Source organism: Paenibacillus sp. MT124 (assembly GCF_058792755.1).
The window spans coordinates 2,193,105-2,207,940 of the sequence record NZ_CM179500.1 but is presented as its reverse complement, the minus strand read 5'-3'; the positions used below and the strand labels follow the sequence as shown (position 1 = coordinate 2,207,940).

At 46.8% G+C, this 14,836-nt stretch carries 10 protein-coding genes; 3 read left to right on the top strand and 7 right to left on the bottom strand.

What is annotated here, in order from left to right; genetic code table 11:
• The first annotated feature begins 159 nt into the window (after positions 1-159).
• Positions 160-1,218, top strand: a complete 1,059-nt coding sequence (locus AC3RCI_RS10350; protein ID WP_492528856.1) for a hypothetical protein — start codon at positions 160-162, stop codon at positions 1,216-1,218.
• 108 nt (positions 1,219-1,326) lie between these two features.
• Here AC3RCI_RS10350 and AC3RCI_RS10345 read toward each other — a convergent pair whose 3' ends face one another.
• Positions 1,327-1,548 carry a YqzE family protein gene (locus AC3RCI_RS10345; protein ID WP_183521046.1) on the bottom strand — a complete coding sequence of 74 codons (222 nt, stop codon included), beginning with the start codon at positions 1,546-1,548 and terminating at the stop codon, positions 1,327-1,329.
• 219 nt (positions 1,549-1,767) lie between these two features.
• On the opposite strand from AC3RCI_RS10345, the gene AC3RCI_RS10340 reads away from it, so the two are divergent.
• Positions 1,768-2,529 (top strand): N-acetylmuramoyl-L-alanine amidase, encoded by a 762-nt coding sequence (locus AC3RCI_RS10340; protein ID WP_492473247.1) that lies wholly within the window; start codon positions 1,768-1,770, stop codon positions 2,527-2,529.
• On the opposite strand, the gene AC3RCI_RS10335 is transcribed toward AC3RCI_RS10340, so the two are convergent.
• The 4 genes from AC3RCI_RS10335 to AC3RCI_RS10320 all read right to left on the bottom strand — a co-directional run bounded on the left by AC3RCI_RS10335 (position 2,504) and on the right by AC3RCI_RS10320 (position 7,143).
• A complete protein-coding gene (locus tag AC3RCI_RS10335; protein WP_492528854.1) occupies positions 2,504-3,391 on the bottom strand; it encodes a divergent polysaccharide deacetylase family protein in 888 nt (295 codons plus the stop codon). The genes AC3RCI_RS10340 and AC3RCI_RS10335 overlap by 26 nt on opposite strands.
• Positions 3,392-3,531: 140 nt before the next feature.
• On the bottom strand, positions 3,532-5,142 hold the full coding sequence (locus AC3RCI_RS10330) for an extracellular solute-binding protein (RefSeq protein ID WP_336779530.1): 1,611 nt from the start codon (positions 5,140-5,142) through the stop codon (positions 3,532-3,534).
• Between the two features lie 129 nt (positions 5,143-5,271).
• Entirely contained in the window at positions 5,272-6,165 is an 894-nt protein-coding gene (locus tag AC3RCI_RS10325) for a carbohydrate ABC transporter permease (protein WP_336779529.1), read from the bottom strand.
• Positions 6,166-6,186: 21 nt separating this feature from the next.
• Entirely contained in the window at positions 6,187-7,143 is a 957-nt protein-coding gene (locus tag AC3RCI_RS10320; RefSeq protein ID WP_095358806.1) for an ABC transporter permease, read from the bottom strand.
• Between the two features lie 223 nt (positions 7,144-7,366).
• On the opposite strand from AC3RCI_RS10320, the gene AC3RCI_RS10315 reads away from it, so the two are divergent.
• The gene (locus AC3RCI_RS10315) at positions 7,367-9,124 is read left to right on the top strand and encodes a cache domain-containing sensor histidine kinase (protein ID WP_492528852.1); all 1,758 of its coding nucleotides are present in this window, start codon (positions 7,367-7,369) and stop codon (positions 9,122-9,124) included.
• Between the two features lie 78 nt (positions 9,125-9,202).
• On the opposite strand, the gene AC3RCI_RS10310 is transcribed toward AC3RCI_RS10315, so the two are convergent.
• Both AC3RCI_RS10310 and AC3RCI_RS10305 read right to left on the bottom strand, forming a co-directional pair.
• Complete coding sequence (locus tag AC3RCI_RS10310) at positions 9,203-13,000, bottom strand: S-layer homology domain-containing protein (protein WP_492528851.1); 3,798 nt, start codon at positions 12,998-13,000, stop codon at positions 9,203-9,205.
• Positions 13,001-13,256: 256 nt separating this feature from the next.
• Entirely contained in the window at positions 13,257-14,798 is a 1,542-nt protein-coding gene (locus AC3RCI_RS10305; protein ID WP_492528849.1) for a response regulator, read from the bottom strand.
• Positions 14,799-14,836 lie beyond the last annotated feature (38 nt).

Sequence of the window (14,836 nt, the reverse complement as noted above, 5' to 3'; positions counted from 1 at the left end):
CAAATGACGGCAAAAGTAGTGTTTATTCATGAGCAGCCACCCGACAGGTTGCAGCAACCTTTGCATGGCTTGTCCACTAGAATGAACCTAGAAGTGATCGTGCAGCGAATAATCGTCCCTGTTCGTCATAATGTACTCCAGAAAAAGAAGGTGTTAATTATGAACCAAATCTTCCATAGGCCATGGCTTGTCATCCGCCGGGCAGCAGGCGTGGGTGTCATGTGCCTTTTGGGTTTAACTACGTTGTCCACAACATTGCAGGCAGAAGATGTCTTTGATTTGCAAGCAGCCACCACAGAACTTTCCTACCAGCTAACGACGGCAAAAAGCGATGCTTCCCATGCATCTGACAAGTTTGCTCCTGCTGTTGTTCAGCAGTTTGCTCTTCAACAGGTCAAGGCCTTGGGCTCCTTACAAAAAATGGACCAAGGCTGGAACCAGGCGCAGCTAGACTTTACGCCTCTTGGTCCCGGAACACACAGCTGGCTTGTAAACGCTCATATTGATGGAATATCTGTTGGATATATGATCATTACAGCTAACCGTACAGGGAACCTGCAGCTAAGCGAGTACGGACAGGGAGAACACAATCCATATGACCTCTCTCTGCTGCTGCAATCTCTTCAACGACATCATCTGAATCTGGAAGAATTGTCACATGCAGAAGACATCCAGTTACGTTATGCCTCCCCTCTTCTTGCCTATTGGAAAGTAGAGCAATCCGGTGCTGGCACCATCTATATCGATGCAACCAACGGTGACACTTTACCGAATGGTGCTGTAAAGGCCATGGAGCGTGAATCTCGGGTTGAACATACTTGGCCGCCTTCTCCTACGCTATCCTTGTCTGTACAACTCCAATCCAGAACAGATGAGTTGCCCAAGATTCCAGCCTTTTCAGCGGATCCGATCTACGTGCAACCGGATTTTGATCCTGCCGATAATCTCTTGTGGATTACTTCAGAAGCCGTCCCTGTAACAAGTTTACAGCCGTTGATACAGCAGTGGAAAAACCATCAGGCCGTTGTCTTTTCGGCAGATGAGCGCAATGTATTATATGGAGGCCCTCTTCCTGTTACCGGATATCAGATCTGGAGAATGGATGATGGTTCGGAGCAAATGGAATATGTAGCGATTGGGGGACATTCTTCCGTAAAACGGTTCGTTCCGATCGACACGTTAATGAACGACGGTCATTTTTATACTTTCAAGCCGTGAAGCCGTGAGTTTTGTAATAGTCCCAATCGAACACAAATAAGACGCCTTCCTCTGATCACCGAATCAGGAACGCGTCTTTTTATTTATTGTGACTTAAACAGAACAGGTTTATTTGCCAGAAGAGCTTCGCTTCTGCATTTCCCCGCGTGGATCTAATGCTTTTTCCTTTTTCCCTACCCACAATGATACGGCAAAGGGGAGCATGCCAAACCATTTCATCGCCCAGGGCTCTTTTACCTTGGAACGCCCTTTTCGCTCTTCCTTCGGTGTATCCATAAAATGAACAACCCGCTGCGTAATGTACTTCACCAGCTCATCACTTTTGGCCATCCATCTCTGCCTCCTTTTTTACCTGAGCATTTATGTGAACTGCTCAACTGTAATTCGCAAGCTTACGATACATCTATTGTGTGCAAAACGGCCCATGCATAAACATTTTTTTCTGCTGAGAGTATGAAAAAACCAAGAATGCACAGTCTAATGCCAAAGGTATCCATCCTAATACGCTATTGCAGGAGATGCCTATGAGAAAAAGGAGCGTGCATACACATGGTTAAGCTGCTATCTGCGTTAGTGGCATCGCTGATCGCGTTCAATTCTATACTTGTGTTATCTGCGCAGGTATCCTCCGCGGCTATTCCGTCAACTCATCCCAACTCAAAATCCGTGAGTCCTTCCTTGCTCCCTGTAACGGATGGTGACAGTTATCGTTCCACGCATCACGCATTTGCTGCACCAGTTATATTGCTGGATGTTGGACATGGCGGTATTGATGGAGGCACGTCTGATCATGGGGTGCTTGAAAAAGACATCAATCTGGCGATCAGTCAAAAGGTGTACCTCCTGCTTCGCAGCAAAGGATATGCTGTCATCATCAACCGGCTGGGGGATTATGCCCTTAGTGACGAAAACCGCTGGCTGAACAGCAGATCCCGCCATCGCAGGGATCTGGCACAGCGCAAGAGTCTCAGTGAAGAAGTAAGCACGGATATTGTGGTCAGCATCCATGGGAACTGGAGTCCAAAATCGTCTACAAGGGGGCCAGTTGTCCTTTACCAGAATGAAGGCAGGAGCTACCTTCTGGCAGACTCCATCCAGACCGAGCTAAACCATCTATTTGGCACTCGGCGCGGTGTTGTGTGGGGCAAGCCTTTCTACCTGCTGAATCAGATTAAACAGCCGGCCGTTATCGTTGAGACCGGATTTCTGAGCAATGCAGAGGACCGGGCCATGATGAATGATCCTGCAGAGCAGAAGCGCATTGCCCAGTCCATTGCAGACGGGATTATTTATTATTTGTCGGTAGTGTAGGGGCAGCATGCCAGTGCCAAACTTCACGCACCAGATCACCGATGCCAACAAACTCTATATCACCCTTCAGCTGGGTGACGGAATCGCGAACAACGCTGGATGTGTTTAGTCCCGTCTGACCAACATGCCCAATGACAACGCACATATTCTTCTCGACGGCTCGCTTGGCTGCCAATTCCATCTGATGGCGAATATGCGGCTTCGAATTCCGGTCGTCCAGAAAAATATCATTACCGACCGGAGGCATGCCTTTGGATACCGCGAGTTCACCCACGACCGAACGGAAATTGGTACGACTATCTACAAAAAACAGTCCTCGTTCCCGGCAAACATCAAGCACAATTGACATGATTCGTTTGTCCGAAGTAACTTTGGAGCCCATGTGATTGTTCATGCCGATGGCGTAGGGAACATCATCAATGGCTTTCTCCACTCGTTCGCGGACCTCATCGTCTGTGAGACTGGATGTAATCGCACCGGGACCGAGCCATTCAGGTCTTCCTGATATGGGTTCCATGGGCATGTGAACGATTACATCCATCCCTTTTTCATGTGCAGCAATAGCGTCCTTTTTCGTGGTGGGCAAAAACGGCATGACCGCAAGCGTCAGCTTGACTGGCATGTCCAAAATTTCCGCCGTGCCTTTCATATCGTTTCCCGCATCATCAATGATGATCGCCATTCGTTTGAGCTGTGGTTGGGATGAAGTCATTACCGCTGCCTGAGCAGGTTCTGTGACCCGTGATTCTGCACTACAGGTAAACGAGTTTACTCCATAAGTAATAAACAGCATATTCACCATCACCCATGCAGTACGAATCGTCCATGTACTGGACCATACTTTACGTTCGGCCTTTTTCATCCATCGTTCCCTCCTTTGTTCGTTCCCCTCATTATTTGAACATTGAAGAAGGAATATGTTAGACAAAAAAAGCCTGTTCCATGCATAAGAAAAGGCCCTCCCTTAGGAGAGCCCTCCACAATATCGTCATTCCGTGCAGCTTACTTGGTTCCCCATACTTCCATACGCTGAGCGTATTTCTGGTTAATAATATCCTCTACTTTCTCATCCCCTGCCTTTTTCATGTCCTCTAGCATTTTGTCAAATATGGCATTGGCTTCCGCTTCAGTCGGGGCAATAATGGCTCTAGTAATGCTTTGGTCCATAATATCCTTGACCTTTTGTGCAGTCAGAGCTTCCGGTGTTCCCCCATCCGGATTGAGGTTATCATATTCAGCGGTATCCCATACCGAATCGCCCAGGCTCTTGATGGCCAGTTCATCCACTTCGCTGCGCTGATATTTGACGGCCATGTCGTACGGCTGTCCGTTCGGATCCAACCCGTTTTTGATAAACCACAGCCATTTACGAACCCCGCTGGTTTTCACCGTTTCATCCCAGTTATCCTTGAAGCTCTGCAGGAATGCAGGATCAGGTTGACGTTTGCCATCCACCATGGTGTATTGTTCGCCTTCCTTACCCCATAGGAGCAAGTGCTGTCCTTCATCACTCGCCAAATAGTTGAACAGCTTCATCGTTTCTTCCGGGTGTTTATTATTTTTGGTTATGGCAATGGCATCCCACCCAAGTGAGCTTCTCGGTCCAAAGGTCGTTTGAGCCGGGTCCACACCAGGAGCTACGACTTTATATGCGAATAATTGATTCTTCTCACCGCCATCCTTTTTCAATGCGGCATTGCCGTTGCCCGGATCCCAGTACGCGCCTGGTGTGGAGAATACCGCACCTGTTGTGAGCTTCTGAATCCATGTTTGCGTTTTGCTAATAGCGAATTCCTTCTCAATCAGCCCTTCTCGATATAGACGGTTCATATATAACAGCATTTCACGATACTTAGGATCCTTAACATCATATTGCAATCTACCATTATTATCGTAATAGGTTTTTAGACCCCACATGCCCTTGAAGGTACCCAGATTCGCCCCCATATTCTCGCCATTCATCGTCATGGGAACCGACTCTTTACCATCAATCGTGCTGTATTTTTGTTTAAACTGTTTAAGCAGTGCTTCAAACTCGTCCGTCGTGAGCGGCTCGGATCCATCCGCTTTCTCAGGAGCAAGCTCCTCCAGCAGGCTTTGCCTCATCAGCATACCGAAGACTGGATCACTGTCGAGCCCGTACCAGTTTGCCAGATAATAGTTTTTGCCGTCCGTATAACGTGTCTTGGTCAACGTGTCCCCGTACATTTGCTTTAAATCTGCTCCATATTCCTCGATTAACTCATCAAGCGGAATGAAGGCTCCGCTAGAAATATATTTGTCCAGTGAGGCATCTCCGCGGCTCATCACCACGACATCGGGGTAATCTCCGCTCGCCAGCATCAAGCTCAGCTTCTCCGTCGGGTTTCCCGTCGGCTGCTGTATGGAGATCTCTATTCCGGTTTTTTCGGTGATTTGCTGTGCAACCGCATCAGTGAATGGCTCACCTTTGGTATTACCATCAAACCAGGTCAGCGTAATCGGGCCTTGTTCAGCCCCTTTCTCATCTGTACCTGCGGTATCTGTCCCTTCGCTAGAAGAACAGCCCGCAAGCAAACCCACGACTAATGCAGCAGTAATACCCATAACCATCCATTTTTTTGTCTTTTTCATTGACACCCTAATTCCTCCCAATGAATGAAGTGACTTGCGTGTATAATGGAGCAAACCAATGAAGCTGTATCACCCCCCTTTCAGGAGTGCCCGCCGAGAGTTCTTCTCTGGCAGCCAGACCAGCAATGATTAACTCTTTACTGCTCCGAGCGTCATGCCTTTGACAAAATACTTCTGCAAAAACGGATAGACGAGAATGATTGGCAACGTAGCAACCATCGTCGCAGCCATTCGTATGGTGTCACTCGAAACAGCATTCCGCTTGGCTGAATTGGCCAGCATCTGCGTTTGCGAGATCATCCCACCGGTCTGAAACTGACTCAGGATTTTGACAAGTACAGCTTGCAAGGTTTTCAAATCTGAGCTGTACGTGAACGCATAAGAGTCAAACCAGGAGTTCCAGTGTCCAATGGCCTGAAATAATCCCACTGTCGCGAGTACAGGCGTGGTCAGCGGCATAACAATTCGGAAAAAAATCGTAAGATCATTAGCTCCGTCGACTTTGGCCGATTCCTCAATCTCATGAGGAAGCTGCTCCATGAATGTTCGTACAATAATCATGTAAAACACATTCATCAGACTGGGCAGAATGAAGACGGAGAACGTATCAATCATATTCAGCGCTTTGAGTACCATGTAATAGGGAATCAATCCACCGCCAAAATACATCGTGAATATGAAGTACAAATTCCAACCCTTGCGCCCCACCAAATTCCGCCGGCTTAGCGGATACGCCAGCATCGTGATAACCAGCACCGAGAGCGGTGCACCAATCAGCGTTCGTTTGACCGTAACCCACAACCCATTCAAAATCTCACTGTCTTTCAAAATCTGGCTGTAGCTGTCCAAGGTTGGCACGCGTGGCCACAAGTAGACCCCACCACGAACCGTATCCTCCGCGCTATTCAAGGAGAGGACAAGTATATTCCAGAAAGGCAGAAATGTAACCAGTAAAACCAGGACCAGAATGAGATATACAAAGAACTTAAATATCCGATCACCGAATCGGTTCAATAACATCATGAGCACTCCTTTCCTTCTTGGTTAGAACAACGCCTGATCATTCACCTTTCTTGAGATCCGGTTCACAATAACAACGAGTATGAAAGCAACGACAGATTTGAACATTCCAACAGCAGCTCCGTATGAAAACATGCTGTTCTGCAAGCCGTATTTGTAGGCATAAATATCGATGACTTCCGAATACTCGAGTACAGTGTTGTTTTGCAGGAGATACTGCTGTTCAAAACCCGCATTCAGAATTCCGCCGACCGCAAGAATAGCCAGTATGACAATGGTTGGACGCAAAGCCGGCAGAGTAATATGCCACATTTGCTTAAATCTGCTCGCACCATCTACCCTCGCAGCTTCATAAAGTTCAGGGTTAATGGAGGAAATGGCCGCAAGATACATGATGGCACTGAAGCCCATCTCTTTCCACATGTTCGACAAGGCGATAATCCACCAAAACAAAGGTCCATTTTGCAGGAAAGCGATCGGATCATCCACAATACCCAGCAGCACCAGAATATTATTGAGCATACCGTCTGAAGCCAGGAGTGTAATGACAATATTGGCCGCAATAACCCACGAGATGAAGTGGGGCAAATAGGATACCGTCTGTACAAAACGCTTGAAAAATCCCTGTCTGGCTTCATTCAGGACAAGCGCAAGGATGATTGGCGCAGGAAACCCGAACAACAGTGTGAGCAAGCTCGTTGCGAGTGTATTGCGCATAACCCGATAGAAATCACCTGTTGTGAAGAAATATTCAAACCACCGGAAGCCTACAAACTCTGCATGAAAAAACTGCCTAAAAAAAGACTCCCCTCCCGGCTGATAATTCGTAAATGCCATGTACAGTCCGAACATGGGACCGTAGGAAAACAGCAGGGTTGCAACGAAGGCAGGCAGCATAAGCACGAATAACCATTTTTGTTCTTTTAGTCTGCTGATCAGATTATTGCTTCTGACTGTTTTGATAGCGCTTACCTTATGCATCAGATGCCCTCCCCTTTCTTTATACCATCATGATTGGCCTGATTCAGATTCAGCTGATTACCTTTTTATCTTAATTTTGATAGCGCTTGCTTTCCATACTTCAATTCTCCGATAAATGCCGCTTTTTAAAGATGTTTTCGGTGAAAACCGTTATTGGATTTCCATATTTGGTCTGCTATGATGAACTCTATGTAAACACTTTCAATTGAGAGAGGGCTGCTCCATGCGTCCATTTTACCGAAAATACATTTACATGCCTTTTGTTGATTTAAGCTTCAGATCCAAACTCTTTCTTGTTTTTGTGCTGGTCACCATTATCCCGATGATGCTGCTGGTTTATTTCTCGTTCGAACTTACCAAATCCAAGCTGACGGAACAGCTGTACATCAACATGATGAATTCAACCGCCCAGATCACCAAAAACCTGGAGAATAAACTCGATAGCTATGAACATATTTCAGCCTCCATTTATCTGGATAATCGACTTGCCAATTACCTGACGACAGAGTATCAGGATGATCCTTCCTATCTGGATGTTTATAATTACATTGGCAATCGCATCGATACCATTATGGCTGCCTACCCTGATTTTGATAGCGCATTCATTTATTCGGACAATCCGTCTCTGCCTAAGGATAACTACTATATCAAGCCCATTACACCCGAAGTTGAGGAGACCGAGCTGGTCCAGAAGCTGAAACAGTCGTATGGTAATATCATTCACCTCTCCTCCCCGCAAACGGCGGATGGACCTGCCATGTTTACCCTTGCGAGACTGCTGAATAATAATAGCAATCAATATCCGTATGGGATGCTGGTATTCCAAATTTCCGAGTCGGTTATCTATTCGTTAATGGAGAAGGAAGCCGGAGGCAAAGACATTTTTATCATGAATGACCAAGGTGTTATTCTATCTTCTGCAGACAAAAAATTAATCAATACACGGTTGCCGGAACTGCTTGACCAACAGTTTGATGACTCTCTTTCCGGCAGATTCGACACGACCTATCAGGGCGTTAAAGCACTAGCCGTCTATAACACACTCAAAAATGGCTGGAAGACCGTCTCCATCTTCCCTTATGAAAGTATTATTAAAGATGCCAAATCACTGTCGCAGCTTATGATTAAAGTGTCACTTGCCTTTATAGGTGTGGCTCTGCTGCTCATTTATATTACGGCTTCACTGTTCAGCAAACGCATCCGGACCTTAATCCGTATGATTCGCCGGATTGAGCGCGGAGACTTCACACCAACACATGAGGAACAATTGGGCAGTGATGAGATTGGACAGCTTCACTTCGCGTTCCAGCAAATGACGATCCGGTTGAGAAGTCTCATCACCGAGGTATATCAAAAAGAACTGCAGAGCAAGGAAGCCGAGCTCGATCTTTTGCAGGCCCAGATTAACCCTCATTTTCTGTATAACACACTGGGCTCGATCTCTTCTCTCGCGATTAAACATCAGGATCCGCAAATTCAGGAGATGGTATTAAATCTTGCCAAGTTTTATCGGATATCTCTGAACAAAGGAAAAAGTGTTCTGACTATCAATGAGGAGTTGAAATTAACCCAAAGCTATAACGCCATTCAGCTGATCCGATTCAAGGGGCAGTTAAATTTCATTTATACCATTGATCAGGCGATTTTACCCTACTCCACGGTTAAGCTTGCTCTCCAGCCATTTGTTGAAAATGCGATTATTCATGCCGTTTGGAATCAAGAGAGGCCGCTTAATATTCATATCAAGGGGGGCTTCGAAAATGACTCGATCATCCTCTCCGTCATAGATGACGGGATGGGCATGTCGCGTGAAACCCTTCTATCTATACTTGAAGACAAACCAGGACGGGGGTATGGTATTTCCAACGTGGACCGGCGGATTAAACTGAAGTTTGGAGAGAATTACGGTGTCCACGTATACAGCAGATTGGGTGCGGGGACGACTGTGCAAATCATCCTTCCACAAAATGCCCTTTTATAACAATCATGAATGCCATCGTACTATTCTCTACAAAAATACGGAAATAGGGCTGCGGATTACTCTGCAGCCCTTGACGTTTTATTTCAAAATCAAATTGTAGATGATCTGTGCCGCTTCTGCCCGCGATGCGATCCCTTTGGGCTCAAACTTGGCATGTCTGTTTCCTTGAATCAGACCTCGATTGGCTGCTTCAGTTACTGAATCAGCTGCCCATGGTGAAACCAGATTCATATCGCCGAATATGGTATCGTTGGAATCAACAGGCTCCTGAGCCTTCCCCAAGGAATAGCCCTTCATTACCATGACTGCCATTTCCTCGCGAGTAATCGGCAGATCTGGTTCGAAGGCATCCCGACTTTTGCCGCTTACAATCCCGGCCTTGTACGCGATGGAGATCGGCGCAGCATACCAGCGATCCGCCGCTACATCGCGAAACTCCATTTCCCCGGCTGTGGTCAGTCCCAGGGAATGTACGAGCATTGAAGTGAACTCGGCCCTTGTGACCTCACGGCCTGGTGCAAACAGGCCTGCATGTGTACCTTGAACAATCAGCTTGGCCGTCAACTCATGAATAACAGGACTCGCCCAGTGGTAAGCAGGGACATCTGTGAAGGAGCGCTCCAGCTCCAATACAGCGTATGTGCCGAATGGACTGATTTCCCCTGTCAACATATTCGCTGCATATTCACCTCGGACAAATTCAAGCTTACCTTTATCTCCAATCGCATACATGCCACCTTTAGAAGAATCGAAACCTTCGGCCGCATGCAGACTCAACACGACGGGCTTAACAAACTTGGAGAGTGTTTCATTTAACCCTGTTTTGCTCTGAATGGATATACTGAATTCGTAGATTTCACTCTTCAATGAAACCTTGGCTTGCGTCATGTCCTGTGCTGCGGCAATGATCTCATTACCTTTACTGCCAAGTGGAACCATCTTGAGAGAGACGATGCTGCCTTCCTGATGCTGTTCTGGCAGCTTTTTCATAAGCTGCTGAAGCACTTCTGCAGGAATTTGAAGGCTTAGCTTGCCCGATTTAACTACCAGTGCGTAGTTTCCAAGCTGCTTGACAACAGCTGAGGATAACTGCACTTCCTGCGTGTCAGCCTTGATTTCCACTACGGCTTGACCTGACTCTTTGTTCGTTTGCAGCATATCTGCTGTGATGGACAGGGTTGTAGTCACACTTGCTTGACTCCCATTGCTCTCATTTATGCTGCTGCCATGAGTATTGCCAGTGCTTCCTGAGTTTCCTGGCACGCCAGGGTTCCCTGGATTCCCCGGGTTGCTCGGATTGCCCGGATTGCTCGGATTCCCGGGAGTCCCCTGCATTTCCGTCAATTTCACCAATCTTGATTCAGCTGCTTCCAGCGTAACCGACCATGAACCCGTTACGGACGAAACTTCGCCTGTCCAGAGGTCTTTGAGCGAATACGTTTGGACAGCATTCAACCCTGCGCGTTCCAAGTTAATCGTCCGCTCAACAGGACTGGTCGCATTGTAGTTAAATAAGGCAAGGTAATAATCATCTCCATCCTTCAACACAAACGTATCCGCAGCATTCGCGTTGGTGTTGCCTTCAAGAGGCCTGAATATTTTCCCTTTCCTCGCAACATTTAGAACATCCGTATTGTTGTACAGTGCAGTCATGTACTCCTGAGCCTTGGGATCATTCACATCATCGGAAGCCATCATGACTGTTCCCGCAATGACACCCGAGTTCACCCGACTGCGGGCTTCGGTCAGCCTTGATGCTTTAGCCAGTACCAGATGGTCAGGGTCGGTATAGGAATATATGGTTCCATTTTGCCAGAAGCCGTAGGTCAGCGAATTTAACATGTATTCTGTCTCATTAATGCTGCCGTACGAATCGCAGGAGATGCGTCTGCTGTGCGCATATTGGCTTGGAAAGATCGGTGCAATGGATGCACTTATGAACATTTTTCCGTCCAGTCGCGCTTCCACATAACGCATACCTTGATTGTAAGCCTGGATGCCGGTGGTTACTTGCTCGTCATAATGCTTCCCTTCCAGAGAACCGTGCGTCAGAAAATCCAGTTTGATGTAGGTGAAACCGAGATTTTTGAACTTATCCAGAAAATAATCCATCCTCATCTTGGCTCCTGGATGTGTCACATCCAGGGGATACGCCCCGTCCAGGGTTGGCAGCGGTTTGCCGGTAGAGTCCTTAAGCACGATATCCCCATACGTATATTGGTTGTTGGTACCTTCCACCGACTGGCTCATATTGTTTCCCCAATACACGAATGGTGCCCAATAGATACCCGCATGCTGACCGTTGCCCTTTATAACGGATACAGCCTGTGCAAGTTCTTCATCGCTCAGGTTATCCCAGTAGGAATCCATGTTGATAAATACATTGCCCTCGTTGTTAAAGTTCTGTAAGTTGTTCTTAAAATAGTTGGAGACATCCACAACGTTCTGATAAGACAGTGTGCTGCCATACGCTCCCCAGCTATTCCAGCCAAAGGGAACGCCTTGCGGAAGTTCTGGATTTAATTCCAGTGGTGGCGTGATGACTGCATTAGCCTTACCGTATTCTTCAAGACCTGTCCGGTAATCACTGAACCCTCCCACCATAATCAACGGCGAGGACAGCTCCGTGCCCGTCAGACTGCCATGCGGCTGGGTGTCTCTGGTCACATCAGTGGCAGCTCCGCCATATACGGAAAGTTCATGAATTTGGTTGGCAGATCCTTGCCAATCAATACCTGTTTTCCAGGTATCATGTGTTACCGAACCAATCACCAATCCGTTACGTGTTGCGTTATTGAAGATGGCCGTCATTTCATAACTTGTATCTGTCCGGTTCATCGTTTGAGATTTATACCGAATCCAGGCATCATTGTCAAAAGGCACGGTGAGTACACGATTGTCTGAACTATCACCAATGTCCACCCCACCTGCATGGGTCACCGTAATCGGGGACATGTAATTCGTATGGATCTCCGTTTCCCCAATAGCATTTAAACCGGTCAGAAAATACGCCTTATCTTCATAGAAACGATATACCTGCTTCAACGTGGGTTTGCTAGCGGATGTGTGGACAAACGAAAGCTCGATTCCTTTGCCGAATCCGTCTTCCAATTCCAGTGGTGCGCCAGCAGTAGTATGGTTCTCATAATCTTTGCTCTGCACGAGAGACTCATCACCGAGTTTCATGCTGCTGTATACGCCCCGAAGCTTCTGACCGTCAGCCCAGCTGTAACCAACCAATCCTGACTGGGTATTATAAGTTACTTCATAATGTTCGTTTTTCACGAAAAAACCGTACGTATAATCCGTCACCGAGATCGTTCCATATTGATGTGTATCCCCTGGTGTGCCCAGGTCTTCCTCTTCACCGGGATTCCCGGGCTCTGTCTCATTATCATCCAGTCCGGCAATGACAATTTTGTCGATATCAGGTGAATACCAATGGTTGTCATCGATCAGGATCGAGTTACTCCCTGCGTTCAAGGGCAGCGTAACATCATATGTGCCTACGGTATCCCAATCCGCAGTCTTCGGTGGTTCTTCGAATTGTTTTGCCCCGCCGTTGGCACTTATGTTGAACGGCCGGGGATCACCCGAAATGTAATAAACGACAACTTTATAATTTCCCGACTCGTTTACGATCACATTATTGAATTGCAGCGAACTGCCTTGGTACATACCTCCGACCTTCTTCCCCCCCGATGCAGACGGGCTATCCGATACACTCGCATTTCCACTCAGCGTATTCCCATCCGCTTCGGCTTCATAGCTGTTAGGTTCACTGGCACTTACCATGGCTGCCGTTGGACCGATACCTGTCACCAGACAGAAGATCAAAAGGATTATAAAGGATTTTTGCAGGACTCGTTCTAACATAACATCCCTCCAACTTCAATAATTAGGCTAACGTTAGATTTACATGGATGATAGAGCAGTGAATCACATTTTTTGTAATCGCTTTCAATTTATAATTTAGTTTCTCATCCTCCTTTGTTCTTTCAGTGTTATAAGGGCTGCATATTGGTTACATGCCTAATTGTAAAAAGAGCGACAGGAATGATCCATATCGCAATGTTACGATTCATATTTGAATTTCTCTCTTTTACAAAACAATCAGGCGATTTATAAACGTTCAGATCGATTTCCTGTATTCATTCGGCGTTACTCCTTCATTCTTAAGAAAAAGAGAAATGAAGTAGGACGTGCTCTCGTAGCCTACTCTCTGAGCAATATCATGAATCTTGAGCGAGCCATCCGCCAGCATCTCCCTTGCTTTGCCAAGCCGGATACGCGTCAAATAATCATGGATGGTCATTCCTGTCTTTTCCTTGAAAATGGACCGCAAATAGTTAGGTGACAAATAAACCTGTTCAGACAGGCTGTTAATCGTAACCGGATGATTGTAATTTTGATCAATGAGGGTGCGTACCTTATGAATCAGTTTTTCATTTTTATCCATAAATCGCTCTCCCAGCAGATTCACGGCATGACCTGCCGCATCCAGAATTAGCCCCTCTATCTCATGCAATGTCGATGCATTATAAATGGAGTGGTATAACTCTGCTCGCTGAACCCCCTTCGAAAAGGGCTCCTGCACCTGTTCCAGCAGTTCATCGACGAGATCGATGGACCAGTCACATGTCATCTTCTTCTTGATTCGCATGGCAGCCAGAGCTTCAATATACTGATGCAGCTTCTGTGCTGCCCACTCAAAATCCAGTTGATGTATGGCTTCAAACCATTCATTCTTCTCAAAAGGCGGCATATGTTCGCTGTACAATTGATTCGTTACGGCTTCTGCATGGATCATCGTTCCCGTTCCTTCGTAGAAACGTTCGTTCAGGATCACACGCATTTGCTCATATAAACCGTGGAGATTGGACAATTCGGCAGCTTCGGCGCCTACCGCTGCAGTCACCGTAAAATCGAGTGCACTTCGCATTGCCACTGCCAAGTCCTCCCAGGCGTAATACCCTGGCTGTTGGTCTGCTTCCATAAATAGTCCTGTCTCGCCTTCCTTGTAATCAACAAAGCTAGCCTTCAGATTCTTCGCCTGGAAATAGTAATTCAGATAAGACACCAGCCGGGTGGTACATTCCTCCAGACTCTGCTGCTCTTCTTCCGCTTCAATGGGATCGATACTGAACAAGGCCAAGGCGTACCGTGATGTCACGGGCAGACGGGTCAACCTGCTATAATCGGATGCCAGCTCCGCAGCACGAGTCGTATCTTTTTCATAGGACAGTTCCTTTAGAATCGTGGCTTTAGCAGCCTCTGTGGAACGTTTCTTGATTGCAACTTCTTCACAGCGCTGTTTCACCTTCGAAATAACGCTTTCAATTTCATTCAAATCAAGCGGTTTAAGCAAATATCCTACCGCTCCGACATGGAGCGCCGATTTCACATAATGGAATTCATCATGTCCCGTCAGGAACATCACTTGAATGGAATCATACAACTCATGTATTTTTCGAGCCAGGTCAATCCCGTTCATAATGGGCATCTGTACATCGGTAAGTACAATATCAGGCTGAAGGGCCTCAATCTTCTCCAAAGCCTCTCTGCCGTTGCTCGCTGTCCCAATAATGTAGATCCCCATCTCTTCCCAGCGAATGTAATCTCTCATCATACCAAGCCCGAGCTCTTCGTCGTCTACGAGAAAAATACTGTACATTGAAGTCCCCTCCATTTAAGCTGTCTCTGTCTCTATTA